28 protein-coding genes are annotated in these 26,410 nt (G+C 57.1%); 15 read left to right on the forward strand and 13 right to left on the reverse strand.

The window, feature by feature from the left end:
• The first annotated feature begins 28 nt into the window (after window positions 1-28).
• The 8 genes from mreB (at window position 29) to tldD (ending at window position 10,815) form a co-directional block, all read left to right on the forward strand.
• Window positions 29-1,072: a rod shape-determining protein MreB gene (mreB, locus tag VV869_RS07935; protein WP_005303629.1), complete on the forward strand. Its 1,044-nt coding sequence runs from the start codon at window positions 29-31 to the stop codon at window positions 1,070-1,072.
• A gap of 40 nt (window positions 1,073-1,112) precedes the next feature.
• A complete protein-coding gene (gene mreC, locus VV869_RS07940) occupies window positions 1,113-1,961 on the forward strand; it encodes a rod shape-determining protein MreC (protein WP_261601623.1) in 849 nt (282 codons plus the stop codon).
• The gene (gene mreD, locus VV869_RS07945; protein ID WP_261601624.1) at window positions 1,961-2,449 is read left to right on the forward strand and encodes a rod shape-determining protein MreD; all 489 of its coding nucleotides are present in this window, start codon (window positions 1,961-1,963) and stop codon (window positions 2,447-2,449) included. The genes mreC and mreD overlap by 1 nt, the downstream gene beginning before the upstream one ends.
• An 89-nt stretch (window positions 2,450-2,538) precedes the next feature.
• Window positions 2,539-3,117, forward strand: a complete 579-nt coding sequence (locus VV869_RS07950; protein WP_337734451.1) for a Maf family protein — start codon at window positions 2,539-2,541, stop codon at window positions 3,115-3,117.
• An 8-nt stretch (window positions 3,118-3,125) separates the two neighbouring features.
• Window positions 3,126-4,595, forward strand: coding sequence for a ribonuclease G (gene rng / locus VV869_RS07955; protein WP_337734452.1), 1,470 nt, complete (start codon window positions 3,126-3,128; stop codon window positions 4,593-4,595).
• A gap of 20 nt (window positions 4,596-4,615) precedes the next feature.
• A complete protein-coding gene (locus tag VV869_RS07960; RefSeq protein WP_337734453.1) occupies window positions 4,616-8,485 on the forward strand; it encodes a YhdP family protein in 3,870 nt (1,289 codons plus the stop codon).
• A gap of 45 nt (window positions 8,486-8,530) precedes the next feature.
• Window positions 8,531-9,373, forward strand: a complete 843-nt coding sequence (locus VV869_RS07965) for a carbon-nitrogen hydrolase family protein (protein WP_337734454.1) — start codon at window positions 8,531-8,533, stop codon at window positions 9,371-9,373.
• Window positions 9,370-10,815 carry a metalloprotease TldD gene (tldD, locus tag VV869_RS07970; protein ID WP_337734455.1) on the forward strand — a complete coding sequence of 482 codons (1,446 nt, stop codon included), beginning with the start codon at window positions 9,370-9,372 and terminating at the stop codon, window positions 10,813-10,815. The genes VV869_RS07965 and tldD overlap by 4 nt, the downstream gene beginning before the upstream one ends.
• 127 nt (window positions 10,816-10,942) lie before the next feature.
• On the opposite strand, the gene yjgA is transcribed toward tldD, so the two are convergent.
• Complete coding sequence (yjgA, locus tag VV869_RS07975; RefSeq protein ID WP_337734456.1) at window positions 10,943-11,467, reverse strand: ribosome biogenesis factor YjgA; 525 nt, start codon at window positions 11,465-11,467, stop codon at window positions 10,943-10,945.
• Window positions 11,468-11,696: 229 nt separating this feature from the next.
• On the opposite strand from yjgA, the gene pmbA reads away from it, so the two are divergent.
• Window positions 11,697-13,040 (forward strand): metalloprotease PmbA, encoded by a 1,344-nt coding sequence (pmbA, locus tag VV869_RS07980; protein WP_337734457.1) that lies wholly within the window; start codon window positions 11,697-11,699, stop codon window positions 13,038-13,040.
• Window positions 13,041-13,169: 129 nt separating this feature from the next.
• Here the strand turns inward: pmbA and mgtE are convergent, their stop codons facing one another.
• From mgtE to VV869_RS08040, 12 genes are all read right to left on the reverse strand, one after another.
• Window positions 13,170-14,528, reverse strand: a complete 1,359-nt coding sequence (gene mgtE / locus VV869_RS07985) for a magnesium transporter (RefSeq protein ID WP_337734458.1) — start codon at window positions 14,526-14,528, stop codon at window positions 13,170-13,172.
• Between the two features lie 327 nt (window positions 14,529-14,855).
• Entirely contained in the window at window positions 14,856-15,131 is a 276-nt protein-coding gene (locus tag VV869_RS07990; protein WP_337734459.1) for an HPr family phosphocarrier protein, read from the reverse strand.
• Entirely contained in the window at window positions 15,128-15,979 is an 852-nt protein-coding gene (gene rapZ / locus VV869_RS07995) for an RNase adapter RapZ (RefSeq protein ID WP_337734460.1), read from the reverse strand. Before rapZ ends, VV869_RS07990 begins: the two co-directional genes overlap by 4 nt.
• 43 nt (window positions 15,980-16,022) lie before the next feature.
• Window positions 16,023-16,472 carry a PTS IIA-like nitrogen regulatory protein PtsN gene (gene ptsN, locus VV869_RS08000; protein WP_337734461.1) on the reverse strand — a complete coding sequence of 150 codons (450 nt, stop codon included), beginning with the start codon at window positions 16,470-16,472 and terminating at the stop codon, window positions 16,023-16,025.
• 2 nt (window positions 16,473-16,474) lie between these two features.
• Complete coding sequence (hpf, locus tag VV869_RS08005; RefSeq protein ID WP_337734462.1) at window positions 16,475-16,762, reverse strand: ribosome hibernation promoting factor; 288 nt, start codon at window positions 16,760-16,762, stop codon at window positions 16,475-16,477.
• Window positions 16,763-16,792: 30 nt separating this feature from the next.
• Window positions 16,793-18,265 carry an RNA polymerase factor sigma-54 gene (gene rpoN / locus VV869_RS08010; RefSeq protein WP_337734463.1) on the reverse strand — a complete coding sequence of 491 codons (1,473 nt, stop codon included), beginning with the start codon at window positions 18,263-18,265 and terminating at the stop codon, window positions 16,793-16,795.
• A 113-nt stretch (window positions 18,266-18,378) separates the two neighbouring features.
• Window positions 18,379-19,104: an LPS export ABC transporter ATP-binding protein gene (gene lptB / locus VV869_RS08015; RefSeq protein WP_337734464.1), complete on the reverse strand. Its 726-nt coding sequence runs from the start codon at window positions 19,102-19,104 to the stop codon at window positions 18,379-18,381.
• Window positions 19,105-19,115: 11 nt separating this feature from the next.
• Window positions 19,116-19,619 (reverse strand): lipopolysaccharide transport periplasmic protein LptA, encoded by a 504-nt coding sequence (gene lptA, locus VV869_RS08020; protein WP_337734465.1) that lies wholly within the window; start codon window positions 19,617-19,619, stop codon window positions 19,116-19,118.
• Window positions 19,600-20,163 (reverse strand): LPS export ABC transporter periplasmic protein LptC, encoded by a 564-nt coding sequence (gene lptC, locus VV869_RS08025; protein ID WP_337734466.1) that lies wholly within the window; start codon window positions 20,161-20,163, stop codon window positions 19,600-19,602. Before lptC ends, lptA begins: the two co-directional genes overlap by 20 nt.
• On the reverse strand, window positions 20,160-20,711 hold the full coding sequence (gene kdsC, locus VV869_RS08030) for a 3-deoxy-manno-octulosonate-8-phosphatase KdsC (protein ID WP_337734467.1): 552 nt from the start codon (window positions 20,709-20,711) through the stop codon (window positions 20,160-20,162). The genes lptC and kdsC overlap by 4 nt, the downstream gene beginning before the upstream one ends.
• On the reverse strand, window positions 20,711-21,682 hold the full coding sequence (locus tag VV869_RS08035) for a KpsF/GutQ family sugar-phosphate isomerase (RefSeq protein WP_337734468.1): 972 nt from the start codon (window positions 21,680-21,682) through the stop codon (window positions 20,711-20,713). Before VV869_RS08035 ends, kdsC begins: the two co-directional genes overlap by 1 nt.
• 14 nt (window positions 21,683-21,696) lie before the next feature.
• A complete protein-coding gene (locus VV869_RS08040) occupies window positions 21,697-22,662 on the reverse strand; it encodes a calcium/sodium antiporter (RefSeq protein WP_337734469.1) in 966 nt (321 codons plus the stop codon).
• A 326-nt stretch (window positions 22,663-22,988) separates the two neighbouring features.
• Here VV869_RS08040 and mlaF point away from each other — a divergent pair, with 326 nt between their 5' ends.
• The 6 genes from mlaF to ibaG all read left to right on the forward strand — a co-directional run bounded on the left by mlaF (window position 22,989) and on the right by ibaG (window position 26,406).
• A complete protein-coding gene (gene mlaF, locus VV869_RS08045; protein ID WP_337734470.1) occupies window positions 22,989-23,795 on the forward strand; it encodes a phospholipid ABC transporter ATP-binding protein MlaF in 807 nt (268 codons plus the stop codon).
• A 74-nt stretch (window positions 23,796-23,869) separates the two neighbouring features.
• Window positions 23,870-24,652 carry a lipid asymmetry maintenance ABC transporter permease subunit MlaE gene (gene mlaE, locus VV869_RS08050; RefSeq protein WP_337734471.1) on the forward strand — a complete coding sequence of 261 codons (783 nt, stop codon included), beginning with the start codon at window positions 23,870-23,872 and terminating at the stop codon, window positions 24,650-24,652.
• Between the two features lie 38 nt (window positions 24,653-24,690).
• Window positions 24,691-25,167 (forward strand): outer membrane lipid asymmetry maintenance protein MlaD, encoded by a 477-nt coding sequence (gene mlaD / locus VV869_RS08055; protein WP_337734472.1) that lies wholly within the window; start codon window positions 24,691-24,693, stop codon window positions 25,165-25,167.
• 12 nt (window positions 25,168-25,179) lie between these two features.
• Window positions 25,180-25,824 carry a phospholipid-binding protein MlaC gene (mlaC, locus tag VV869_RS08060; RefSeq protein ID WP_337734473.1) on the forward strand — a complete coding sequence of 215 codons (645 nt, stop codon included), beginning with the start codon at window positions 25,180-25,182 and terminating at the stop codon, window positions 25,822-25,824.
• Entirely contained in the window at window positions 25,817-26,128 is a 312-nt protein-coding gene (locus VV869_RS08065) for an STAS domain-containing protein (protein WP_337734474.1), read from the forward strand. Before mlaC ends, VV869_RS08065 begins: the two co-directional genes overlap by 8 nt.
• 20 nt (window positions 26,129-26,148) lie before the next feature.
• Window positions 26,149-26,406 carry a BolA family iron metabolism protein IbaG gene (gene ibaG / locus VV869_RS08070; RefSeq protein WP_337734475.1) on the forward strand — a complete coding sequence of 86 codons (258 nt, stop codon included), beginning with the start codon at window positions 26,149-26,151 and terminating at the stop codon, window positions 26,404-26,406.
• Window positions 26,407-26,410 lie beyond the last annotated feature (4 nt).

A 26,410-nucleotide genomic window follows, 5' to 3' on the forward strand; every position in this document is an offset into this window, starting at 1 on the left:
GTAAGCTTGCAGGAATTAGCCGAAGACTATGTTTAAAAAACTTCGTGGCATGTTTTCTAATGACCTGTCTATTGACTTGGGTACTGCCAATACCCTGATTTATGTCAAAGGCCAGGGCATCGTACTTGATGAACCATCCGTTGTAGCCATCCGCCAGGATCGTGCGGGCGCTACGAAAAGTGTTGCCGCCGTTGGCCATGATGCCAAGCAGATGCTAGGCCGAACGCCGGGAAACATTGCCGCGATCCGTCCGATGAAGGACGGGGTGATCGCTGATTTCTACGTCACGGAAAAAATGCTGCAGCACTTTATCAAGCAAGTGCATGACAACAGTATCTTGCGCCCAAGCCCACGCGTGCTGGTGGCCGTGCCATGTGGCTCGACCCAGGTTGAGCGTCGTGCGATCCGCGAATCGGCCCAGGGTGCCGGTGCCCGCGAAGTGTACCTGATTGATGAGCCGATGGCCGCTGCGATTGGTGCCGGCATGCCGGTTTCTGAAGCGACGGGCTCCATGGTGATCGATATCGGTGGCGGGACCACGGAAGTGGCCGTGATCTCCCTGAACGGCGTGGTGTACTCCTCTTCCGTTCGCATTGGGGGCGACCGTTTCGACGAAGCCATCATTAACTATGTGCGTCGCAACTACGGCAGCCTGATCGGTGAAGCAACAGCAGAGCGGATCAAGCATGAAATCGGCTCGGCTTATCCGGGTGATGAAGTCCGTGAAATCGAAGTGCGTGGCCGCAACCTGGCTGAAGGGGTGCCGCGTAGCTTTACCCTGAATTCCAACGAAATTCTGGAAGCGCTGCAAGAGCCGCTGACCGGGATCGTCTCTGCCGTGATGGTGGCGCTGGAGCAGTGTCCGCCGGAGCTGGCGTCTGATATTTCTGAGCGCGGGATGGTGCTGACCGGTGGTGGTGCCCTGCTGCGTGATCTGGATCGTTTGCTGACCGAAGAGACCGGGATCCCGGTGGTTGTGGCAGAAGATCCCCTGACCTGTGTGGCCCGTGGTGGCGGCAAGGCGCTGGAAATGATCGACATGCACGGTGGTGATCTCTTCAGCGAAGAATAATGCCGTCTCTGGCAATCAATCAAACAGGTTATAGCGTTAGATGAAACCTATATTTGGCAGAGGTCCATCCCTGCAACTACGCCTGTTTCTTGCCGTTTTACTGTCAGTCAGCCTGATGCTGGCTGACAGTCGCCTGGATGCCTTCGCCAATGTCCGTTATCTGCTGAACTCCGCAATCGCCCCGCTGCAATACGCGGCAAACCTGCCCCGCGAATTGCTGGAAGGGATGTCGGGACAACTCAGTTCCCATCAACGTCTGTTGGCTGAAAACAAAGCACTGAAGCGCGATTTATTGGTGAAGCAGAGCGACATCCTGTTACTGGATCAGTTGCAGCAGGAAAACCAGCGTTTGCGGGATCTGCTGGGCTCGCCGTTTGTCCGTGATGAGAAAAAGCTGATTGCGGAAGTGATGGCGGTCGACTCCGATCCGTATAGCTACCAGGTGATGATCGACAAGGGACGGGTTGACGGCGTTTACGAAGGCCAGCCGGTGATCAATGAGAAAGGGGTCGTCGGCCAGGTCTCATACGTCGGGGCCCATAACAGCCGGGTGCTGCTGTTGATCGACGCCACCCATGCCCTGCCGGTCCAGGTGGTGCGCAATGATATTCGGGTGATTGCTTCGGGCAGCGGTCATATCGATCAGGTTCAGCTGGAGCATGTGCCGAGCAGTACCGATATTGAAGTCGGGGATTTGCTGGTCACATCCGGCTTGGGCGGGCGTTATCCGGAAGGCTATCCGGTCGGCCATGTGACTGAATTTTCGTTTGATAACAAACGACCTTTTGCCCAAATCAAGGCCAAGCCGACCGTGCAGTTTGACCGCTTGCGTTATTTATTGCTGGTGTGGCCGACACCGCGGGAAACTCTCATCGTAGGAGATCAATAGTGGCAACAAGTCGACCGAATGGCCGCTTGCTGATCTGGCTTTCGTTTATTGTGGCGCTGATTTTACAGGCCGCCCCCTGGCCGGGGGAATTGGAGTTATTTCGCCCGTCCTGGGTATTGCTGGTTGCTTTCTACTGGGTGCTGGCCCTGCCGCATCGGGTCAATGTAGGCACCGCCCTGGTGCTTGGGCTACTCTGGGATTTGATGCTGGGCTCGACTCTCGGGGTGCGTGGCCTGATGATGTCGCTGCTCTGTTACATCGTCGCCCTGAATTTCCAGTTGATCCGCAACCTGTCGCTGTGGCAGCAAGCCATTCTGGTGGCGTTCCTGACGCTGGCCGGTAAACTGATCGAGTTCTGGGCCGAATACCTGGTTTCCGTCGTCGCGTTCGAGCCGGAGCGTCTGTGGGCTGTCCTCCTGAACTGCCTGCTGTGGCCTTGGCTGTTCTTGCTGTTGCGACGAATGCGACGCAAGCTCTCAATTCGTTAAATTATTTTTCAAACAAGCCCCGTTCGATGTTAGGTTTTAAGACATGATATCGAACGGATCTTTTTGATAATTCAGTAAATGGTATCATCATGTCTGCATTACAACTGTATCTGGCTTCGGGCTCCCCGCGTCGTAAAGAACTTCTGGCACAACTGGGTTACCGTTTCGAGCGGGTGGTTGTCGACGTGGCAGAGTGTCACCAGCCCGGGGAGAGCCCATCCCAGTATGTTCAGCGTCTGTCGCTGGAGAAAGCACAGGCCGGCGTGGCTGCCACTGACGGCCAGACGCCGGTGCTGGGGTCGGATACGATTGTCGTCGTCGATGATGAGATTTTGGAAAAGCCGAAAGACTTTGCCGATGCCCAGCGCATGCTGCGGCTGCTTTCCGGCCGGGAGCACCAGGTCATGACGGCGGTGACCCTGGCGACCGCAGCTCGCCAGGACACCCGTCTGGTGATCACCAATGTGTGGTTTAAACCGCTGACAGAACAAGAAATAGAAGCCTATTGGCAAAGCGGAGAGCCGCAGGACAAAGCCGGCAGCTACGGGATCCAGGGGATCGGTGGCAAATTTATTGAGCGTATCGATGGCAGTTATTACGCTGTGGTGGGGTTACCCTTAATGGAGACCGACATCATGGTTCAAGACTTTTTAAGTTTATCAATTTAGAGGCAACCATGAGCACAGAGCTGCTGATTAACATAACGCCGAGCGAAACACGCGTGGCAATGATTGAAGGAGGGAGCCTTCAGGAAATACACATCGAGCGAGAGTCCAAACGCGGGATTGTCGGCAATATCTACAAGGGCCGCGTGAGCCGGGTACTGCCGGGGATGCAGGCGGCATTCGTCGATATCGGGCTGGACAAGGCGGCGTTTCTGCACGCGTCTGATATCGTGCCGCACACGGAATGCGTGGCGGAAAATGAAAAACAGCAATTTCAGGTCCGGGATATTTCCGAGCTGGTGCGTCAGGGCCAGGACCTGGTGGTGCAGGTGGTCAAAGATCCGCTGGGCACCAAAGGCGCTCGCCTGACCACTGATGTGACTCTGCCATCGCGTTATCTGGTGTTCATGCCCGGTGCCAGCCATGTCGGCGTGTCTCAGCGCATTGAAAGCGAGAGTGAGCGCGAACGGCTGAAAAAGATTGTCGGTGAGTATTGCGACGATCTCGGGGGCTTTATTATCCGGACTGCCGCCGAAGGGGCGACGGCCGAAGAGATGTCGCAAGATGCGGCGTTTCTCAAACACTTGTGGCGCAAGGTACTCGAGCGCCGGGCCAAGCATAAACCTAAGTCGATGCTGTACGGTGAGCTGGGGCTGGCCCAACGGATCCTGCGCGACTTTGTCGGCACCGAACTGGATGCCATTCTGGTCGACTCGCGAATGGGGTATGAAAAGCTCAAGGAGTTTACCGACGAGTTTGTCCCGGAGCTGAGCGATAAGCTGGACTATTATGCTGGTGAGCAACCGATCTTTGATCTCTATGATACCGAGAGCGAAATCCAACGCTCGCTGGAGCGCAAGGTTGAGTTGAAATCGGGCGGCTATCTGATCATCGATCAGACCGAGGCCATGACCACGATTGATATCAATACCGGTGCGTTCGTCGGTCGCCGGAATCTGGAAGAGACCATCTTCAATACCAATATTGAAGCGACCAAGGCGATTGCCCGCCAGCTGCGGCTGCGCAACCTGGGCGGTATTATCATCATCGACTTTATCGATATGGCGGTGGACGATCACCGGCGCCGGGTCCTGCTCGCGCTGGAGCAGGCACTGTCCTATGATCGGGTGAAAACCAATATCAACGGCTTCACCCAGCTCGGGCTGGTGGAAATGACCCGTAAGCGGACCCGTGAGAGCATCGAACATGTGCTGTGCGGCACCTGTCCGACCTGCGAAGGTCGCGGGACGGTGAAAACCGTGGAAAGCGTCTGTTATGAAATCCTGCGGGAAATCACCCGGGTTAACCGCGCCTATGATGCGGATCGCTTTGTGGTGTACGTCTCCCCGGCCGTGGCCGAAGCCCTGGCTGGTGATGAGTACCATGCCCTGGCTGAGCTGGAAGTCTTTATCGGCAAGCAGGTCAAGATCAAGGCGGAGCCATTGTATATCCAGGAACAATTTGACGTCGTCATGATGTAATTACGATGCGAGGATATTGAGTGACAACGGTTCCGGTTCGCCTGGCACGAGGCGTGATGTGGCTGGCCCTGATGATCCTGGTGCTGGCTGCACTGGCCATCAGTGGCTTACGTTTTTTTCTGCCTCAGTTGAATGACTATCGCGAACCGATCCGCCAGTGGGCCTCGCAGGAGGCTGAGGTCCGCCTGGAAATCAGCCACGTCGAAGGGCACTGGCGCAACCGTGGTCCGTCACTGGTGTTGCAGGGCGTTGAAATTGCTCAGGCGGATAAACTGGCGTCCATCATCCATGTCGGGGATGTGGAAATGCAGCTCGATTTGCTGGGCTCCGTGCTGGCGTGGCGGCCGGTGTTCACCGATGTCCGGATCAGCCAGTTCAGCCTCGACCTGACCCGCTTGCCGGACGAGCTTTTGCCCTCGCGCAGCGAACCGGCGTCGGATTCCGGTGCGGATCAGGATTCTGCCGCACTGATTACCCGGCTGGAAACCCTGTTTTTTGTCCAGTTGGGTAAATTCTCGCTCAAAGACTCCCATGTCACCTTGAACTCGCCGGCCGGTAAGCCACTGCGGGTTGATATCAATGAATTGAAGTGGGATGCCACCGGCGCCCAGCACCGGGCAGAAGGGGTGATCAGCGTAGCGGACACTCACTTCAGCCAGTTGCAGGTGATTGCTAACTTAGAGGCCAACCGCTCCCTGCCGGAGATGTCCGGTAGCATCTATCTCCAGGCGCGCAACCTGTCGATGACCCCGTGGCTGGATCAGCAGCTCGGCAATGCCGAGGTCACCGGCAGCAACCTCAATACCGCAGTGTGGCTGAATTTAAAAGACGGCCGGTTGGCTGACAGCCGGCTGCGCCTGGATAACAGCACCCTGCGCTGGCGGCGTGACGGCCAGTCTCATGAATTTCGCATTCACCACGGGCTGCTGTCGCTCAAGCCGCAGCAAACCGAGCACGGTGAGCTGCGCTGGCGCATCGACAGTGAGCCGATCCGCGTGCAGACCGACACCCAGCTGTGGCCGGCATTCACCCTGGCCGGGCAGTGGCAGCCGTCGGACTGGCAGCTGGCCATCAGCCGCTTGCCGCTTGCGCCTCTGCTGCCGTTTATCGGTTTTCTTCCCTCTGAGAGTCAGGCCGCCGCTGCATTGGATGCGCTGCAGCCCAGTGGCCAGTTACTGGATATCCGCCTGGCCGGCGATCAGGAGCAGGCCCCGCGATTTTCGGCTAGGCTGCATCAGCTCGGGCTGAAACAATGGTCGCTGTTGCCGGAAGTGCACAAGCTGGATGCCGTGGTGTCCGGCAGCCTGAACGGGGGCAAAGCCGTGCTGTCGCTGCAAGACGATACGCTGCCGTACGGCGATGTCTTCCAGGCCCCGCTGCCGATTGATCGCGGCGAAGTAACGGCTTACTGGCAAGTGAGCGAGGACGGGTGGCGCTTGTGGAGTGATCACCTGTCGGTTGCCACGCCGGATGTTCGTGCCGATGGCCAGTTCCGGCTTGATTTTCCGGCCGATGCGCCCGCCTGGCTGTCATTTTACGGTGAGGCGGCCGTCCGCCATGCCGGTGAGGCCTGGCGATACCTGCCGACCCGGGCGCTGGGTCGCGAGCTGACCGATTACCTGTCGGCCGCGATCCGCGGCGGGACGACCGATCTGGCCCAGCTGCTGTGGTACGGCGAGCTGGCGGATTTTCCGTATCAGCGCCACGAGGGGATCTTTCAGGTGAAGGTGCCGCTGACGAAGGGGCGGTTCAGCTTTGACACCCACTGGCCGGAGCTGACGGATCTGGCGCTGGATCTGAGTTTTGAAAATGATCAGATGTTCATTGCGGCCAGCCAGGCGAAAACCCTGGGGGCCACAGCCTCGCGGGTGCGCGGTGCTGCTGATTTAGCCCCGGATGGCCACTTGCGGCTGACGCTGGATGTGGCGGCCGAGGGAGCAGCGATCCGGGATTATATGCTGGCGACTCCTTTGGTGGATACCGTCGGGGCAGCCCTGACCACAGTGCAGGTCGGCGGGCCGGTGACGTCGCGCTTTCACTTGGATATTCCGTTTGACGGCAGCGACGTACGGGCCTGGGGCCAGGCTGAGCTGGCGGGCAATACCATTGTCATGGAGACGCCGCCGCTGCAGCTGGATCAGGTCAGCGGCACCCTGAGCTTCGACAACGATCTGGTCCGGGCCGATGCGATCCGCGGCCAATTGCTGGCCCAGCCGGTGTCGGTCAGTTTTACCGGTCAGCAGGCTGATGCCGGGTACCGGGTCGGGGTCCAGGTGAACGGCGACTGGTTGGTGGCGGCGTTGCAGCAGCAGGTGCGTGATCCCCTGTTGGCCCGGGTTGAAGGACTGAGCCGCTGGCAGGCGGATGTCGGGGTCGATTTGCACGACACCGGGTTTAATTATCAGGTGAAGGCCAAAGCTGATTTGAATGATGTGCACAGCGAGCTGCCTTACCCGCTGACGCTGGTGCGCGGTAACCAGCAGTCGGCTACGCTGACGGCGCGGGGCAATGCGGAGCGCCTGGAGGCGACGTTGCATGTGCCGGAGGCGGCTTACCGCACCCGGATTGCCCTGGGCAGCCCGCTGGTGATCACTGCCAGCCAGCTGGCCGTGGGCGACGGTAAGCTGCGGGCGTTGCAGCCGGGCAAGCACCGGGTGGATCTGGCGGGCCGATCGCTGGACGGCGATCGCTGGATCGCGCTGAGTGAAGAGATTGCCGAGCGGGAAGGCGAGGGGGAGTCCGGGATGCCGGCGATCCCGTTGCCGACCGAGGTGAACGCCCAGCTCAAAAAACTCAAACTGGCGACTCTTAACTGGCATGATGTCGACCTGGCTGTGCGCAAGCAGCCGGGACAATGGCACTTTCTGCTCGACAGCCGCGAGATGAGCGGTGAAGGGATCTGGCCGCACGGCAAGCCGTTGCAGCTGGCGCTGGATCAATTGCATCTCAACCTGCCGATGCTGGACGAGCAAGCGGTATCTGCACCGACACCGTATGTGCCACAGCAACAAGTGCCGGCGGCGACAGATTTTGACCGCGCGCTGATGGCCAATTTGCCGGAAGTCGATCTGCAACTGGCAGATGCCTGGCTGCAGGGTTACCGGCTGGGCGAAGTGTCGGGCAAGCTGCGCCGGGACGGGACCACACTGGCCCTGCAGAATTTTCAGGTAGCCTCCGGCTCGACCTTGCTGAGCCTTGATGGCCACTGGAGCCTGGAGGATAACCAGAGTGAAACCCATATTGCCTTTGATATTGAAGGGGAAAACAGCTCAGAGCTGATGGGCCGACTGGGGATTTCCGGGGGGATCCAGGGGGCAGAATTTAGCAGTTACGCGTCGATTCAGTGGCGGGGCGCGCCTTGGTCGATGCACCGCGAGACCCTCAGTGGCGAGCTGAAAACCGAAACCGGGAAAGGGGTGATCAGTGAAGTCGGCGGGGCCGGCCGGATCCTCGGCCTGTTCAGTATCGATTCACTCATTCGGAAAATGCAGCTCGATTTCTCCGGCGTCTTTGATGATGGCCTGGCGTTTAATTACATTCGGGGCTCGGGCACGCTGGACAATGGCCGGTTCGAAAGCAGCGATATCAAGATGCAGGCGCTGGCCGGGGACATGTATATTACCGGAAGTGCTAATCTTGTAAGTGAAACCGTGGATGCGAAAGTGCAGTTCTACCCGGACTTTACCTCGGGGATCCCGGTTCTGACTGCATTTGCCGTCGCACCGCAGACCGCGATTCTGGTGTTCGCGATTTCAACGGCCTTGTCGCCGGTGCTGGATGTTTTCACCCAGATTAACTATGAAGTGAAGGGGCCGATTGAGGCACCGGTGGTGACGGAGAAATCTCGCTTTACCGGTGAATATACCGTGCCTGAAGAGTTCAGGGAGTAAATCGGCGCGCTTGCTAGGAGCCCCGGTCAGAATAAGGAAGTCACGATGACAAAAGTGGGTGTGGTACAAATGAACTCCGGGGCCGACCCGGAGCTGAACCTGATACAGCTGAAGAAAAAACTCAAAGGGTTACAACTTCAGGGGGCCCAACTGGTGGTGACGCCGGAAAACTGTCTGGTGTTCGGGACCCGGGCCGATTATCAGCGCCATGCCGAGCCGCTGGGCGCGGGGCCGTTGCAGGCGGAGCTTTCGGCTCTGAGCAAACAATTGGGGATCTGGCTGTTGATGGGCTCGATGCCGATCCGCCAGGCCGATGGTTCGGTGACGACGACCGCGTTGCTGTTTGACAGCGACGGCCAGTGCCGGGCCCATTATGACAAACTGCATATGTTTGACGTCGACGTGGCGGATGCGCACCAGAGTTACCGGGAATCGGACACGTTCCGTCCCGGCCATGACATTAAGGTGGTGCCGACACCCTTTGGCAATATTGGTCTGTCAATCTGTTATGATGTCCGGTTCCCGCAGTTGTATGCAGCGCTGAGGGCACAAGGGGCTGATATTATTGTTGTGCCTGCCGCCTTTACCAAAGTGACCGGCAAAGCGCACTGGGACATCTTATTACGGGCCCGGGCCGTCGAAACCCAGTGCTGGATTGTCGCTGCCGCGCAATGGGGCGAACATCACGATGGACGGGAAACCTGGGGACACTCGATGGTGATCGATCCCTGGGGACAAGTGGTTGCCTGCCAGCAGCAGGGAACCGGCGTACTGACAGCCGATCTGGACCTGAACCTGAGCCAGACGATCAGAACAAACATGCCGCTGATGCAACATGCCCGCTTCGGGGTGCATCAGCGCGGTATCAATGAAGAGCAAATTGAATGACGCTGGAAACCGTAGAAAATACCATGCTGGCCCAATCCGGGCTGGGGCGTGAAGAGTTAAGCAAAACCCTGGGGCTGATTGCCGCCCGGGATGTCGACTATGCCGATATTTATTTCCAGTCCTGCTGGCATGAATCGCTGGTGCTGGAAGACAGTATCATCAAAGATGGCTCATTTAATATCGACCGCGGGGTCGGGGTCCGGGCGGTATCGGGGGAGAAAACCGGCTTTGCCTACTCGGATCAGATCAATACCCTGGCCCTGACCCAGAGCGCCAAGGCGGCCCGCGGGATTGTGCGCAGTGGTCGTCAGGGCAAGGTGCAGGCCTTTGCACCGACCATGGCAGGCGGCGTGTATGCGCCGGTGAACCCGCTGGAGAGCCTGGACAAACATCAGAAGATCGCCTTGCTGGAAGAGATCGACCGCTACATTCGTACCAAAGAGCCGCGGGTCAAAGAAGTCTCGGTCAGCATTAACGGGGTATATGAGCAAGTGTTGGTGGCGGCCCTGGACGGGACCTATGCCGCTGACATCCGTCCGCTGGTACGCCTGTCGATTAGTGTGCTGGTGGAAAAAGACGGCCGTCGTGAGCACGGCAGTGCCGGGGGCGGTGGCCGTTACGGTTACGAGTATTTCCTGGGCGAGGAAAATGGCAAGTCCATTGCACTGATTTATGCCGATGAAGCTCTGCGCCAGGCGCTGGTGAACCTGGAAGCGGGAGATGCGCCGGCCGGAACCATGCCGGTGGTCCTTGGTGCGGGTTGGCCGGGGGTGCTGCTGCATGAAGCGGTTGGCCATGGCCTGGAAGGTGATTTCAACCGCAAGGGCTCGTCGATGTTTTCCGGTCAGATGGGACAGCAGGTGACTTCGCCGCTGTGTACCATTGTCGATGACGGCACGCTGGCGGATCGCCGGGGCTCGCTGAATATTGATGACGAAGGGGTGCCGGGCCAGTACAACGTCCTGGTTGAGGGTGGGAAGCTCAAAGGCTATATGCAGGATAAGCTTAATGCGCGTCTGATGGGCGTGGCGCCGACCGGGAATGGTCGCCGCGAGTCCTATGCGCACCTGCCGATGCCGCGCATGACCAATACGTACATGCTACCGGGCCAGCATACGCCGGAAGAGATCATTGCCAGCGTCAAGCAGGGGATTTATGCCCCGAACTTCGGTGGTGGCCAGGTTGATATTACCTCGGGCAAGTTTGTCTTCTCGGCTTCGGAAGCTTACCTGATCGAAAATGGCAAAGTGACGCGTCCGATCAAGGGCGCGACCCTGATTGGCAGCGGTATCGAAGCGATGCAGCAGGTGTCGATGGTCGGCAACGATCTCGATATTGACCGTGGTGTCGGGGTGTGTGGCAAAGCCGGACAGAGCGTGCCGGTCGGGGTTGGTCAGCCAACGCTGAAAATCGATTCGATGACGGTGGGCGGCACGCAGTAATCTGCCGCAGCCACGTGTGACTTTACGTCGAGACAAAAATGCCAGCGCCGTGAACGGGTGCTGGCATTTTTTATTTAACCGGACGAAGCTCCGCCTTTCAGAGGGTGCTCCGCCTTTCAGAGGATGCTTAGTCTTTCAGGTACAGCTCTTTGAGGTACTGGAAGATTTCGCGGTAGGCTTTGGCCGGCTTGTTCTGGGTCTTTTCTTTGCTGGCCTGGCGAACCAGCTGACGCAGGCGCTGGCGATCCGCTTGCGGGTGATCGGCCATGATCTCATTGATGATACTGTCGCCGTTGTCGATCAGTGCATCGCGCTTTTGCTCCAGCTTGTGCAACTGAGCTGTGGTCTGCGAGTGTTTGTTGCGCAGTTTGTCCAGGGCTACCTGGATCGGCTCGATTTCAATCTGGCGCATCATCTTGCCGATCAACTGCAACTGGCGACGGCGCGCTTCGTTCTTGAAGCGTTGGGCGTCTTTAATCGCGTCCCGCAACGCGTCATCCAACGGGATTTTGGCCAGGGCATTGGGTTTGAGAGCGACCAGCTCTTCCCCAATTTTCTGCAACGCTTCCATATCGCGCTTCATCTCGGACTTGCTGACCCAGATGATTTCTTCTTCCTCTTCCCAAGGGGCTCTTTGGTTTTTACGGCTCATATCAGGCTCACTTAAAAGTTAACGGGGCCATTTTACCAGTTTAATCAAGATTTGGGGGCGCAAATTCCGCATCGGCAATGTTATGCTATAAGTAATACGCACAGGTACAGCTTGGCCGTGGCCGGGTTGGTGCAGACCCTAATAAGTTCCCCCCTTTCATGATGGCTCAGCCGGAAATTTTTGGGCGTCCCATGATGAAATGGGGAATATTTTCTGAGAATGTGAAGGTATGGATGTAAAAGAACAGGTTGCCCGACAGCGTGTGGAGCTCGAAGCTGCGGTTGCCAAAGCACTGGAGCTGGCTGGCCGGCAGGCAGATGCGGCTGAAGTGGCCATTAACAAAACCACCGGGATCAGTGTGTCGACGCGGATGTGCGAAGTGGAAAACGTGGAATTCAATAGCGATGGCGCGCTGGGGATCACTGTTTACCGCGGTCAGCGCAAAGGCAGCGCATCGACGTCAGACCTGAGCGAAGCGGCGATTGCCCAAACCGTCGCGGCAGCGCTGGATATTGCGCGCTATACCTCGGAAGATCCTTTTGCCGGACCGGGTCCGAAAGAGCTGATGGCCACCGAAATCCCGGATCTGGACTTGTTCCATCCCGATGAGCCGGAGCCGGATCATGCGGCATCGATTGCCATTCGGGCGGAGCAGGCGGCGCTGGATTATGATCCGCGAATCAAGCAGAGCGACGGCGCCAGCTATGACAGTCACTACGGGATCCGGGTGTACGGCAACAGCCACGGGATGCTGGCCAGTTATGCATCCAGCCGTCACAGTACCAGTTGCTGCGTGATCGCCCAGGGTAAAACCGGCGACATGGAGCGGGATTACAGCTATACCACAGCGCGCCATACGGACGATTTGTGGACGCCGGAGCTGGTTGGTCGTCATGCGGCCGAGCGCACCGTGGGCCGGATTGATCCGCAAAAGCTGTCGACCCGTCAGGCACCGATCATGTTTGCTGCCGATGTGGCGACCGGCCTGTTCGGTCACTTGGTGATGGCGATCAGCGGCTCAAACCTGTACCGCAAGTCGTCGTTTTTGCTCGACAAGCTCGATGAGCAGATTTTCCCGGACTGGATGAACATCAGCGAGCGCCCGCATATCCTGCGCGGGATGGCGAGTACGCCGTTCGACAGCGAAGGGTTGGCAACGCACGACCGGGAAATTATTCAGGACGGGGTGCTGAAAACTTACCTGATGACCAGCTATGCGGCCCGAAAACTGGGCCGACAGCCGACCGGTCATGCCGGGGGGATCCACAACTGGCTGGTGAAATCGACCGGGGAAAGCTTCGCGCAGATGCTGAAAAAAATGGACAGGGGCCTGCTGGTGACCGAGCTGATGGGGCAGGGCGTGAATATCGTTACCGGGGACTACTCCCGCGGGGCGGCCGGTTTCTGGGTCGAGAACGGCGAAATCCAGTTCCCGGTCAGTGAAGTGACCATTGCCGGCAACCTCAAGGATATGATGCAGAATATCGTGGCGGTCGGGACCGATACCGAAACCCGCAGCCAGATCCAGACCGGATCGTTGCTGCTCGATACCCTGAAAATCGCCGGGGAATAATGCTGGCGGAGGCTAGCGGTTAACTAAACGAGAGCCAGACGGCTCTCGTTTTGTTTTGGGCTCGGGGATTGGCCAAACAGCTGTTTAGGCCGCCTGCGCCGACAATTCAGTTAGCCTCACAAATTGTCGTTAGACCAGAAAGACGGTCGCCAGGCCGAGGAAGACCGACAATCCGATGATGTCGGTAATGGTGGTCAGTGCCATGCCGCCGGCCAGGGCCGGATCGATATTGAGCTTTTTCAGCAGCAGTGGCACACAGACTCCGGCGACCCCGGCCACCAGCAAGTTGGTGAGCATCGCCCCGGCGATAATGACGCCGAGCAGCAGGTTTTGTTTCCACACCACCACCACGCCGCCGATGATCAGCGCCCAGAGCACGCCGTTGATCAGGCCGACCCGGGCTTCTTTGCTCAGCAGCCAGCGGGTGTTGGTTTCCCCGATATGGCCGACGGCCAGGCCACGGATCACCAGCGCTACGGTCTGGTTGCCGGCGACTCCGCCCATCGACGGCACTATGGTCATCAGGATCGCAATCGCCGCCATCTTGTCCAGGGTGTCTTCAAACATGTTGGAGACCGAGGCTGCTGCCAGGGCCGCCAGGACATTGACCCCGAGCCAGATGCTGCGGCGCCGGGCAGACTTCATCACCGGGGCAAAGGTATCTTCATCGTCGTCCATCCCCGCCATACTCATCATCGAGTGTTCGGCATCTTCCCGGATAATGTCCACGACGTCATCGATGGTGATCCGGCCGACCAGGTGGTTGTTCGCGTCAATCACCGGTGCCGAGAGCCAGTTGCGGCGCTCGAACAGGGTGGCGACTTCCCCGTCATCCATATCGACAGCGATGGCTTCGTCAGCGTCATCCATCACTTCTTCGATGGTGACGTCCGGCTGGGTGGTGATCAGCGTGGCCAGCGACAGGTGGCCGATCAGGCGCTCTTCCTGGTCGATGACATACAGGGCGTCGGTGGCTTCCGGCAGCTCACCTTTCATCCGCAGGTAACGCAGGACCACATCGGCGGTAACATCACTGCGGATGGTGATGAAGTCGGTACTCATGATCCCGCCGGCGGTCTCTTCCGGATAGGCCAGTGCTTTTTCGACCCGGTGGCGGTCAATGGCGTCCATCTGCGCCAGCACTTCCTGATATTTGTCATCGGGCAGGCTCCGCAGGACGTAAGCGACATCATCCGAGGCCATCCCTTCGGTCACGGCGGCGAGTTTGTCCGGGGCCATCTGGGCGACGATGCCGTCTTTGACATCCTCCGACAGCTCATCAAGGATGTCCCCTTGTTCTTCGGGATCGGTGAGCTGCCACAGGACCTGACGTTCTTTGGGCGGCGAGGCTTCGAGCAGGTGGGCAATATCTTCCGGCTCCATCTCCTGGAGCAAGCGACGGACATGCACAAACATGCCGTTCTCAAGTGCCTGATTGACTTCCTGCAGCGTCTGATGCGTTTGGTCTTGTTCTAATACATCCGCCATAAGCGTGCTCCCCCAATTGAGTGTAATGCCGGCCGCCATACCGCTGGACAGGAAAAAGGGGGCAGATAGATACCTGGAAGGTATGAAAAAACTGCGAAATGGGATCTGTCGTATTCGGTTGTGGCGCAATAAGTTGAATTTTAACGCAATAGTGTGGTGCTTGTCTCACCAGATCTGAGAGGAAATAAAGATTTCATCTGCGCCGGACATATCTCTTTGGGATGGAAACAAAGGGGGAGCGCGGAGGTCGGGACAGATGGCAGCAAGAAGGCTGCCATACCCGGAGGTTTACGGAGATTGAGCGGGAGAGTGCGGATCAGGCAGCGGTTAACACTCTTCGTCAAAGCCGGCTTCAATCAGAGCGGTTACTGCCTCCAGGGCGACTTCGGCATCACGGCCTTCGGCACTGACACAGACTTGCTGGCCCTGGGCGGACTCGAGCATCAACAGCCCCATGACACTGTCGGCGGTGGCACTTTTTTCATCGTTGCTGATGGTGACGGTGGCTTCGAAGCTCTGTGCCAGTTCGACGAGTTTGATCGCCGCCCGGGCATGGAGGCCGAGGCGGTTTTTGATGAATAGCTCGCGGCACACCCGGCTCACGACTGGCCTTCCAGGGTGCGGTGGCGAACCTGGATCTGATGGCCTTCATCGCGAAAATGCTCTGCCAATTGCTGGGCAATATAGACCGAGCGGTGCTGTCCGCCGGTGCAGCCAATGGCCACGGTCAGGTAACTGCGGTTGTTTTTTTCCAGCATCGGCAGCCAGGTGTCGATGAAATTGCGGATCTGGTAGATCAGCTGGTTCACTTCCGGGTGGCCGGCGAGAAACTCCTGCACCCCGCGGTCGAGGCCGGTGAGCGGCTTGAGCTCAGGAACCCAGTGCGGATTGGGCAGAAACCGGACGTCGAAGACGTAATCGGCGTCGCTCGGCAGCCCGTGCTTGAAGCCGAACGATTCGAACACCATGATCAGCTCACGGGCATCGCGGCCCAGCAGGCGGGCGCGAACGGTTTCGCTGAGATCATGAATCGACTTGTTGGTGGTGTCGATCACCAGGTCGGCCTGCTCTTTGAGCACGCTCAAACGGGCACTTTCCGACTGGATGGCCTGCTCCAGGCTCATATTGTTGCGTGAGAGCGGGTGGAGGCGGCGGGTTTCGCTATAGCGTTTGATCAGCTCTTTATCGTCGGCATCGAGGAAAATGACGTTCACATCCAGGGTGTCGCTGAGCTGGGTCAGGGTGTCACGGATCTCATCCGGGTCGTCGGGCATATTGCGCACGTCAATGCTGACGGCAATGTCCTGCTGCTGGTTGTTGACGGTGTTGACGAGCTGGGGCAACAGGTTGACCGGCAGATTATCGACACAGTAGTAGCCCAGATCTTCCAGAACCCGCAGGGCGACGGACTTGCCAGAGCCGGAGCGACCGCTTACAACCATTAACATCATGCTGGTTTACCTTCACTGACAACAGTGGCACGTGTGATGTTCATTATGAATCACACGTGAGGATTTGATAAAGCTCTTCGTCGCTTTTTGCGGTCCGAAGCTGTTTACAGACCTGCTTGTCGCTGAGCTTTTCCGCCATACTGGCCAGGGTTTTGAGGTGCTCTTTGCACTGGGCATCCGGCACCAGCAGGGCAAACAGCAGGTCGACAGGTTGGTTATCAATGGCATCAAACTGGATGGGGGCCTGGCATTGGATCAGGACGGCGATGGCCTGATCACTGTCGGTGATGCGGCCGTGCGGGATGGCGATCCCGTTACCGATCCCGGTACTGCCCATTTTCTCGCGGTTGAGCATACACTCGAACAGCGGTTGTGGGTTCTGGTCCAGGTGCTTGGCGGCGACTTCGCTGATAATTTCCAGGGCGCGCTTTTTGCTGGAGCAAGGGACTGCACTCTTGGTGCAGTCCAGGCTCAATACATTACTCAGTTGCATGATCAGTGGCTATTGAGTTTATCTTTATGTTTATTAAGTTGACGCACCAGTTTATCAGTTAATGCGTCAATGGCGGCATACATATTTTCTGAATCCGCTCTGGCGTGGATCTCTCCGGCATTAATGTGCAGGGTCGCTTCGGCCACCTGCTGTAATTTCTCAACGTTGAGGATCACATAGACATTATTGATTTTATCGAAGAAACGCTCGAGCTTGTCGAACTTGGTATTGACGTAATCACGCAGGGATGGAGTAATTTCGACATGGTGTCCTGTGAGATTAATTTGCATAGACATCTTCCTCCTATTGTCGCCTGCAACTTACAGCAGGCGTTTACGTTGGTTTGATGGCGGGATCCCCAGGGATTCACGGTACTTGGCAATGGTACGCCGGGCGACCATGATCCCTTGTTCCGCCAGTAATGTCGCAATCTTGCTGTCGCTGAGCGGCTTGGCCTGATTTTCAGCGGCAACCAGCTTTTTCACCAGTGCTCGGATTGCGGTTGAGGAGCACTCGCCGCCGTTGTCCGTACTCACATGACTGGAGAAGAAATATTTCAGTTCAAAAATCCCCCGTGGGGTGTGCATGAACTTTTGGGTGGTGACCCGGGAAATAGTCGATTCGTGCATCTCGACCGCCAGGGCGATGTCATTGAGTACCATAGGTTTCATCGCTTCTTCGCCGTATTCGAAGAAGTCCTGCTGATGCTCAACAATACAACGCGCCACTTTGAGCAGGGTATCATTGCGGCTCTCCAGGCTCTTGATCAGCCATTTGGCATCTTGCAGGTGGGAGCGAATGAACTGGCTGTCGGCGCTGTTGCGGGCACTTTTGCTCAGGGCCGCGTATTGCTGGTTGACCCGCAGCCGCGGCACGCTGTCCGGATTGATGGTGACCACCCACTTGCCGTGATCTTTGAACACCGACACATCCGGAATGACATATTCGGTCTCGCTGCTGACGACCCGGTTGCCCGGGCGCGGCTCGAGGCTGTGGATCAGCTGCATTACCGCTTTCAGTTCCGGTTCTTTGAGCTTGGTTTCCCGCATCAGCTGGCGGAAGTCGCGGTTGGCCAGCAGATCGATATAGTCATTGAGCAGGGTTTTGGCTTCGGCCAGCCAGGGGGTGTCTTCCGGGTAGGTGCGCAGTTGTAACAACAGGCATTCCTGCAGGTTGCGTGACGCGACGCCCAGCGGATCAAACTGCTGGACCCGCTTCAGCACGGCTTCGACTTCGTCCAGTTCGACCTCGTCGCTGCCGAGGCTGTCGAGGATCTCCTCGGTCGAGCAGGTAAGGTAGCCTTTCTCGTCAATGGCATCGATGATGGCGGTGGCAATGGTCAGATCGGTGTCGCTGAACGGCGTCAGCTGCACTTGCCACATCAGGTAGTCTTGCAGGCTTTCGGTGGTTTCCCCCTGGTAAACCGGCATGTCGTCGTCCATCGCAATCCCGGTGCTGCCGGTCCCGGCGCTGTAAACATCGTCCCAGGTGGTATCGACCGGGAGATCTTCCGGCATTTCGCGCTGCTCAATGACATCCGAGGTGTCATAGTCATCCGGATCACTATCGGCACCGTCGGCTTTGTTCTCGGCGTGCTCGGCGTGATCCGAAGCCGCGTCCGAGCCGTTTTCATTGAGGTTTTCGTCCAGCTCCAGCAGGGGGTTGGCGTCCAAGGCTTCCTGGATTTCTTGCTGCAGATCCAGGGTAGATAACTGCAAAAGGCGGATGGCCTGTTGCAATTGCGGCGTCATTGCCAGTTGTTGACCTAGTTTGAGCTGGAGCGAGGTTTTCATATAAGTCTGTGCACCTTATTTTTATCTTTGGTAACGGGCGCCAAATACGGCTTCAACTTCGGCTGGTGGTTCGTGCAGTCAACCGGGCGACATCCCAGTCGCCCATATTTTAACTATAGACGGAACTGGTCCCCCAGATAGACTCGTTTTACGTGCTCATCGTTGAGGACATCGCTCGGTGTACCATGGGCGATCAGGCGCCCCTGGCTCACGATGTAGGCCTGCTCACAGACATCGAGCGTCTCCCTGACATTATGATCGGTGATGAGGACGCCAAGACCACGATCGCGCAAATGCTCGATGATCTTTTTGATATCGATCACAGATATCGGATCGACCCCGGCAAAAGGCTCATCCAGCAGAATAAATTTCGGGTTGGCGGCCAGGGCGCGGGCGATCTCTACCCGGCGACGTTCCCCGCCCGACAGGGCCATGCCCAGGCTGTTGCGAATATGCTGGATGTGAAATTCATCCAGCAGCTCTTCGAGCTTGTCCTGGCGTTGGGCCTTGCTCAGCTCTTTGCGGGTTTGCAGGACCGCCATCAGGTTGTCGTGGACCGAGAGCTTACGGAAGATTGAGGCTTCCTGCGGCAGGTAACCGATCCCCATCCGGGAGCGGTTGTGCATCGGCTGCAGGCTGATGTCGGTGCCGTCGATGGTGATGGTGCCTTCGTCGCGGGCCACCAGGCCGACGATCATGTAGAAGGACGTGGTTTTCCCAGCCCCGTTCGGGCCGAGCAGGCCGACAATCTTGCCTGATTGCACTTCCAGGCTGACATCGGAGACAACCTTACGGCCGTTGTAGCTTTTTGCCAGGTGTTCTGCTTTTAGCGTTGCCATAATGGTCCGGTTTATTTCTTATTGCTGTTGAGCTGGTTTGGCTGCAAGATGGTGGTCACACGTTTTTTCTTGCCGCTTTCCGCAACCAGCTTCTGCTCGTCAATCTTGTAACTGATCACTTTGCCCTGAATTTCGCTGCCTTCCTGGATCAAAATGGCTTCATCGGTCATTTTCAAAAATTCGGTCGCGGTATCGTAGCGCATCCGGTGGGCGGCGCCGTCAATCGGCTTGCCGTTATCCATGACCTGGTGGAAGGTGGCCGGTTTGCCGTAGGCGTCGATGATCTCTTTGCCGTCACCGGCGGTCTGGCGGGTGACCACCAGCTTGTCGGCGCGAATATCAATACTGCCCTGACGGAGTACCACGTTCCCGGTGAAGGTGACGATATTTTTCTGAATATCGAGTTCCTGATTGTCCGAGTTGATGTAAATCGGTTGCTCTGTATCATTACTGAGTGCCCAGCTTGATGCACTGATACAAAGGCAGAGCAAGGTACTAATTTTTAAAAGCTTCATATCTACCTTTTACATTCTCTAATAAGGTTGCCACGCTGCGGTCCATGTTGCCCTTCATGCCGGTGCCTTCGTTCTGGAAGTTGCTGCCGGTGATGAGGACATGATCCGGGGTGTCAAAATCTTTTTCGATCAGGTCAAGCCTCAGGCTATCCGTCTGGATCACTTTGATCGCGGACTCGGGTAACAGGTTAAAGATGCGGACACTGCCGGTCATCTGTAACACCTGGTCCTTGTCCAGGGTGGCGGTGTTGGCACTGATCCGCCATTCGGTCTCTGTACCGTCGCGGTAAATCCACAGCACCGGCGCGACAAAGTTGGTGTCGCCGCTGGAGCTGAAATGCTCCAGATACTCGGAATCAATCTGGTAGCTGCGCAGTCCGGCGGTATTATAAGAGGTATTGACCACGGTGTTGCCGGTGAACAGCGGTTTCTCCGCATCCGGTTCGACCTGGACATCCTCTTGCCAGCGATTGTTCAGCAGGTAGTACCCGGTCCAGCCACACACCACGACCAACAGCGCACAGAGCAGCCTCTGTAAGGTCATATGCTCAAACCTTTATGTTTATCTAATTCACCCTTGGCTTCAAGGATCAAGTCGCACACTTCCCGTACGGCACCGTGACCGCCAGGGATCCGGGTCACAAAATCTGCCCGGCGGGCCAGCAGCGGATGGCCGTCAGCCACGCAAACCGACAGGCCGACTTTGGCCATCACCGGCCAGTCGATCAGATCATCGCCGATGTAGGCGGTCTGGCGCGGGTCAATACCCAGGGTGCGCTCGATATCGGCATAGGCGGCCAGTTTGTTGTCCTGACCCTGGTATACGTGCCGGATCCCCAGGGCTGACATCCGGTTCTCGACAATCGCCGATTTCCGGCCGGTCACGATAGCAATTTCCACTCCGGCGCCCATCAGCGATTTAATGCCGTAGCCATCGCGGGTGTGGAAGGTTTTCAGCTCTTCGCCGTCATTGCCCATGTAGATCCGGCCGTCGGAAAACACGCCGTCGACGTCGCAGATCAGTAGCCGGATATCTTTGGCGCGCTGATAGATGGTTTGACAGACCGGGCCATAAATAGTTTCGACTTGCATTACATCACTCCGGCTTTCAGCAGATCGTGCATGTTCAGGGCGCCGACCAGCTGGTCGTTCTCGGTGACCAGCAGACCGCTAATCTTACGCTCTTCCATCAGCTTCAGGCCTTCCGCGGCCAGCTGGTTGGGCGCTATGGTCGCCGGCTGGCGGGTCATCACCTCACCGATGGCGGTGGTATGAATATCGACCCGGTTGTCGAGCAGGCGGCGGAGATCGCCGTCGGTAAACACCCCGAGCAGGTTCTGCTGGTCATCAACCACGGCCGTCATGCCCAGCCCCTTGCGGGAGACTTCGAGCAGCGCATCTTTGATGGTGGCTTGCTCACCGACCATGGGCAGGCGTTCGCCGGTATGCATGATATCGGCAATACGCAGCAGCAGTTTGCGTCCCAGCGCACCGCCCGGATGCGAGAGGGCAAAGTCATCGGCGGTAAAGCCGCGCGATTCCATCAGGGCAATCGCCAGGGCATCGCCCATCGCCAGGGTCGCCGTGGTACTGGACGTTGGCGCCAGATTGAGCGGGCAGGCCTCCTGGTCGACAGTGATCTGCAAATGGATCTGAGCCATTTGGGCCATGCTGGATTCCGGCTTGCCGGTCATGCTGATCAGCGGGATCCCCAGGCGTTTGATCACCGGCAGCAGCGTCAGGATTTCTGAGGCTTCGCCGGAGTTTGAAATTGCCAGAACTACATCGCCTTTGTTGATCATGCCCAGATCTCCGTGACTGGCTTCACCCGGATGAACGAAAAAGGCCGGGGTGCCGGTGCTGGCCAGTGTGGCGGCAATTTTGTTACCGATATGGCCGGATTTCCCCATCCCCATAATAATCACTTTGCCGGTGCAGGCAGCAATGAGCCGGCAGGCTTCGCTGAAGCTGCCGTTGATGTATTGGGTGAGCTTTTGCAGTGCTTCTACTTCAATTTCAATAACTTTGCGACCATGGCCGCAATAATCAAACGTCTCTGACATGGTTCGGATCTCCGTTAAGCCGCCAGATTATAAAACAGATAGCCCTGATAGGCGACAAAGCAGCAGATGAGGAACGCACCTTCCAGTCGGTTGATCCGACGACGTTTTCCGAGTGCCATCAACAGCAGGAGGACGGAGACCCCCAGCATCACATAATAATCGCGACTCATCGCCAGCGGGCTGAGGACCGACGGGTTTAGCAGGCCCGGGATCCCCATCACGGCCAGGATGTTAAAGACATTGGAACCGATAATATTGCCGACCGCCATGTCATCTTCACCTTTGAAGATACTGGCAATGGATGCCGCCAGTTCCGGCAGGCTGGTGCCGACGGCGATGATGGTCAGGCCGATCACCAGATCGCTCATGCCGTAGAATTTGGCAATGGTTACGGCTGAGTCGACCAGCATACTGGCCGCATAAGGCAGCAGGATCAGGCCAATCACCACCCAAATCAGGGCCGCACTGTTGCTGACGCCTTCCGGGATCTCAGATTCCTGCTCTTCAGTCAGGGGATCGCCGTTCTTTTTGCCGTCGCGGCTGATTTTCAGCATCACCAGCAGGAACAGGACAAACAGGGCGACCAGCAGTACGCCTTCCATAAAGCCCAGGTGGCTGTCCCACAGCAGGGCGCCGGCGATGAGGGTGACTGCGATCATCAGCGGCAGTTCACGACGAATAATTCCGGAGCTGACGGCCAGCGGCTTGATCAGTGCCGTTAAGCCCAGGATCAGGGCGATGTTGGCAATGTTTGAACCGAGCACGTTACCGACTGCGGTGTCGGTTTTTCCGTCCAGGGCTGCGGTCGCTGAAACCATCATTTCCGGTGCTGAGGAGCCCATCGCCAGGATGGTCATCCCAATCACCAACGGGGTGACGCCGAGGTTTTTGGCCAGCGCGGCGGAACCAAATACAAGTCGATCTGCACTCCATACCAGCAAGGCTAAACCTATACAGAGCAACACAATGGCTTCGAGCATTCTTATCCCTTTTGTCGTTAATCATGAGAATCAAGTTTAAGGGAGCAATTTTGACGGTTCAGTCGCCAAAAGAAAAGCAAAAGCCGTGACATTTTATGTGTGGGAATGTGAAAGTTGGCGTGACGTTGAGCGGGCCGGACGACCGGAGACGAAAGTTGAAGGTGAGCTGAAATTACACAGTTCTTACAGATCATGGCTTGAGTTGGTTGCATAATGTACCTATGATCGGCAACTAGTTGTAAATTGATGAATAATACGGGTGATATCCTCCCCTGGGGCGGAGGACGTCGGAGAGTAACGTAAGGCGATGGGCCGACGGGATGGTTATGGAGCAGAGTGAAGCGCTCGTTTCGATCAAGAATATGACGTTCTCGCGGGGTGACCGCAAGATCTTTGATGATGTGACCCTGGAGGTTCCCAAGGGCAAGATCACAGCGATAATGGGGCCGTCCGGGATCGGCAAAACCACCTTGCTGCGCTTGATTGGCGGCCAGATCCAGCCGGATAGTGGCGAGATTTGGTTCGAGGACTGGAACATTCCGGCGCTGAGTCGCAGTGAGTTGTACCGGGCCCGCAACAAGATGGGCATGTTGTTTCAATCCGGTGCCTTGTTTACGGATATGAATGTGTTCGACAACGTGGCGTTTCCGCTGCGCGAGCACACGCAGCTCCCGGAGGATTTGCTCCATACCCTGGTGCTGCTGAAGCTGGAAGCGGTCGGGTTACGTGGCGCAGCCCGGCTGATGCCGAGTGAATTGTCCGGCGGGATGGCCCGTCGGGCGGCGCTGGCCCGATCGATTGCCCTGGATCCGGAGTTGATCATGTATGATGAGCCGTTTGTCGGCCAGGATCCGATCAACATGGGTATGCTGGTCAAACTGATCCGGGATCTTAACCAGGCGCTCGGAATCACTTCGATGATTGTCTCTCACGATGTGATGGAGGTGATGAGTATTGCCGATCATGTTTACTTGCTTTCCGGCGGCAAGATTATCGGCCGGGGGGCGCCGGACGAGCTGCGGGAAAACCCGGATCCCCAGGTCAGACAGTTTCTTGACGGTAAGGCCGACGGCCCGGTGCCGTTTAACTATCCGGCCCGGGACCTGGCGGAAGATATTTTCGCCGGTAGCTGAGCTTAGAGGACGTTGCCATCGTCTCGGGGGACCGGCAGACGAACACGCAGAATGAATGAGGGTGCACATTAGATATGATCGCGGATTTTATTGCCCGACAGGGGCGCCGGGGGATTGCCCAGTGCCAGACCGTCGGGCGTGCCAGCCTGTTGCTTTACGGCGCGCTGGTGAGCAAACCCCAGCCGAGAAAAATGTTCCCGCTGCTGATGAAGCAGCTGTACTCGGTGGGCGTGCTCTCGGTCGCCATTATCCTGGTGTCGGGGTTGTTTATCGGGATGGTGCTGAGCCTGCAAGGCTACATCGTACTGATTGATTTCGGCGCTGAAACTAGTTTGGGCCAGATGGTCGCGCTGTCGCTGCTGCGGGAGCTCGGGCCGGTGGTGACCGCGCTGCTGTTCGCCGGACGAGCCGGTTCGGCATTGACGGCGGAAATCGGCCTGCTCAAAGCCTCCGAGCAGCTCTCCAGCATGGAAATGATGGCGGTCGATCCGCTGCGTCAAGTCATTGCACCGCGCTTCTGGGCCGGGGTGATATCCATGCCGTTTTTGACGATGTTGTTTTGCGCCGTCGGGATCTGGGGCGGTGAATTGGTCGGCGTGAACTGGAAAGGGATCGATTACGGCAGTTTTTGGTCGGTCATGCAGTCCTCGGTCGAGCTGGGCTATGACATCGGAAACAGCATCATTAAAGCGGTGGTGTTTGCGATCACGGTGACCTGGATTGCGGTCTTCAACGGGTATGACGCGATGCCGACGTCGGAAGGTATCAGCCGGGCGACAACAAAAACGGTGGTGAATTCATCGCTGGCTGTATTGGGATTGGATTTTGTGCTGACTGCCTTGATGTTTGGGAACTAACCGGTGCTCGGCATTGCATGTAACGTGGGAATAAACGGATGCAACAGATTAAAAAACTAGAGCTGTGGGTTGGGGGATTTATGCTGGCCGGGTTTGCTGCCTTGTTGGTGCTGGTCTTCAAAGTCGCAGATGTTCAAGGACTGGGGGATGGCGAGTCGTACACCCTCAAGGCACAGTTTGACAATATCGGTGGCCTGAAAGTGCGCTCCCCGATCAAAGTCGGTGGGGTGACCGTGGGGAAAATCACCGCGATCACTTTAGATACGGACACCTATGTCCCGGTGGTCACCCTGTCGATTGAGAAGCGCTTCGGTTACTTTCCAGAAACCAGTTCGGCTGCCATCCTTACTTCAGGGCTGCTGGGCGAACAGTATTTGGGCATTGAGCCGGGATTTGTGGAAGAAGGGATCGAGATGCTCACCGATGGTGATCTGATCCAGGACACCAAATCTGCGTTGGTGCTGGAAGATATGATTGGCCAGGTGCTCTATAGCATCGGTGGCGACGGTAAATAACAAGGGGATAAGATGAAATTGTTTCGTGCTTTGCTGGTCGCCGTACTGGCGCTGCCGCTGTTTGCTCTGGCGGCTCCTGTCGATAAAACAGACCCGTATCATTTGATCCAGGTGGTGTCACAACAGACCTTTGATCGCCTGAAGGCGCAACAAGATCAGATCCAGCGTAACCCGGAACTGCTGCGTGGCGTGGTGCGCCAGGAGCTCCTGCCTTACATCAATACTCGCTATGCGGCCTACAAAGTGCTGGGACCGAACCTGAAGAAAACCACGGCGGACCAGCGCAATAACTTTGTGAATGCCTTTACGGATTATCTGGTTGCGTCTTATGCCCAGGTGCTGACCCAGTATACGGATCAGGATATTCGGATCGAATCATCCCAGAAAATTCCGGCGGATCGCACCATTGTTTCGGTGCGGGTGGATATCCTCGGTGGTAAACGCCCGCCAATCCGCCTCGACTTCAAACTGCGCAAGAACGAGAAAACCAGCGAGTGGCAGGCGTATGACATGGTCGCCGAAGGGGTGAGCATGATCTCGACCAAACAAAGCGAGTGGAGCGGCCAGCTGCGCAACGAAGGCGTGGACGCCGTGACAGCAAATCTGCGTGGACTTGCGGCGAAGCCTATTCGCCGTGAGGACAGTGCGAATGACTAAGGCAAAGATTGAGTGGCAGCTTCAGGAAAATGGCCATTACAGCTTGTCAGGAACGCTGGAACGTGACACAGTTCCAGCTTTTTGGCGGCAACGGCATGAATGGATGCCGCGTGACTCTCAAGTCCAGCTCGATCTGCGTGCTGTGACCCGGGTGGACTCCGCGGGAATGGTCATGTTGCTTCATATTTATCAACAGCTCAGCAGTAACGGCAGTGAACTGACCTTATTGAATGTGCCGGAACAGCTGGTCACTTTGCTCCGCCTGAGCCATGTCGAATCAATGTTAGCTGCGTGTATTGCCTAAGCAGTGAAAGAGGATAGCTTGTGGAAATCTCTGAAATTAAACAAATTCTGGAAAATGCTCTGGATCTTGATGAAATCATTGTCAAAGGCGAGGGCAGCCACTACGAGGTGATTGCTATCGGGGCGCTGTTTGAAGGCATGAGCCGGGTGAAGCAGCAGCAGGCGATTTATGCGCCGCTGATGGCCCAGATTGCAGCCAATGACATTCATGCGCTCAGCATCAAAACCTTTACTCCGCAAGAGTGGGCACGCGACAAAAAACTGATGTCGCTGTCTTAAGAGG

This window comes from Photobacterium sp. MCCC 1A19761 (genome assembly GCF_037389125.1).
Lineage (GTDB): Bacteria > Pseudomonadota > Gammaproteobacteria > Enterobacterales > Vibrionaceae > Photobacterium.

Excerpts from the sequence above, each read along its gene's own strand:
- mreB (WP_005303629.1), top strand. The coding sequence starts at position 29 with ATGTTTAAAAAACTTCGTGGCATGTTTTCTAATGACCTGTCTATTGAC.
- mreC (WP_261601623.1), top strand. The coding sequence starts at position 1,113 with ATGAAACCTATATTTGGCAGAGGTCCATCCCTGCAACTACGCCTGTTT.
- VV869_RS07950 (WP_337734451.1), top strand. The coding sequence starts at position 2,539 with ATGTCTGCATTACAACTGTATCTGGCTTCGGGCTCCCCGCGTCGTAAA.
- rng (WP_337734452.1), top strand. The coding sequence starts at position 3,126 with ATGAGCACAGAGCTGCTGATTAACATAACGCCGAGCGAAACACGCGTG.
- VV869_RS07965 (WP_337734454.1), top strand. The coding sequence starts at position 8,531 with ATGACAAAAGTGGGTGTGGTACAAATGAACTCCGGGGCCGACCCGGAG.
- tldD (WP_337734455.1), top strand. The coding sequence starts at position 9,370 with ATGACGCTGGAAACCGTAGAAAATACCATGCTGGCCCAATCCGGGCTG.
- yjgA (WP_337734456.1), bottom strand. The coding sequence starts at position 11,467 with ATGAGCCGTAAAAACCAAAGAGCCCCTTGGGAAGAGGAAGAAGAAATC.
- pmbA (WP_337734457.1), top strand. The coding sequence starts at position 11,697 with ATGGATGTAAAAGAACAGGTTGCCCGACAGCGTGTGGAGCTCGAAGCT.
- mgtE (WP_337734458.1), bottom strand. The coding sequence starts at position 14,528 with ATGGCGGATGTATTAGAACAAGACCAAACGCATCAGACGCTGCAGGAA.
- rapZ (WP_337734460.1), bottom strand. The coding sequence starts at position 15,979 with ATGATGTTAATGGTTGTAAGCGGTCGCTCCGGCTCTGGCAAGTCCGTC.
- ptsN (WP_337734461.1), bottom strand. The coding sequence starts at position 16,472 with ATGCAACTGAGTAATGTATTGAGCCTGGACTGCACCAAGAGTGCAGTC.
- hpf (WP_337734462.1), bottom strand. The coding sequence starts at position 16,762 with ATGCAAATTAATCTCACAGGACACCATGTCGAAATTACTCCATCCCTG.
- rpoN (WP_337734463.1), bottom strand. The coding sequence starts at position 18,265 with ATGAAAACCTCGCTCCAGCTCAAACTAGGTCAACAACTGGCAATGACG.
- lptB (WP_337734464.1), bottom strand. The coding sequence starts at position 19,104 with ATGGCAACGCTAAAAGCAGAACACCTGGCAAAAAGCTACAACGGCCGT.
- lptA (WP_337734465.1), bottom strand. The coding sequence starts at position 19,619 with ATGAAGCTTTTAAAAATTAGTACCTTGCTCTGCCTTTGTATCAGTGCA.
- lptC (WP_337734466.1), bottom strand. The coding sequence starts at position 20,163 with ATGACCTTACAGAGGCTGCTCTGTGCGCTGTTGGTCGTGGTGTGTGGC.
- kdsC (WP_337734467.1), bottom strand. The coding sequence starts at position 20,711 with ATGCAAGTCGAAACTATTTATGGCCCGGTCTGTCAAACCATCTATCAG.
- VV869_RS08035 (WP_337734468.1), bottom strand. The coding sequence starts at position 21,682 with ATGTCAGAGACGTTTGATTATTGCGGCCATGGTCGCAAAGTTATTGAA.
- VV869_RS08040 (WP_337734469.1), bottom strand. The coding sequence starts at position 22,662 with ATGCTCGAAGCCATTGTGTTGCTCTGTATAGGTTTAGCCTTGCTGGTA.
- mlaF (WP_337734470.1), top strand. The coding sequence starts at position 22,989 with ATGGAGCAGAGTGAAGCGCTCGTTTCGATCAAGAATATGACGTTCTCG.
- mlaE (WP_337734471.1), top strand. The coding sequence starts at position 23,870 with ATGATCGCGGATTTTATTGCCCGACAGGGGCGCCGGGGGATTGCCCAG.
- mlaD (WP_337734472.1), top strand. The coding sequence starts at position 24,691 with ATGCAACAGATTAAAAAACTAGAGCTGTGGGTTGGGGGATTTATGCTG.
- mlaC (WP_337734473.1), top strand. The coding sequence starts at position 25,180 with ATGAAATTGTTTCGTGCTTTGCTGGTCGCCGTACTGGCGCTGCCGCTG.
- VV869_RS08065 (WP_337734474.1), top strand. The coding sequence starts at position 25,817 with ATGACTAAGGCAAAGATTGAGTGGCAGCTTCAGGAAAATGGCCATTAC.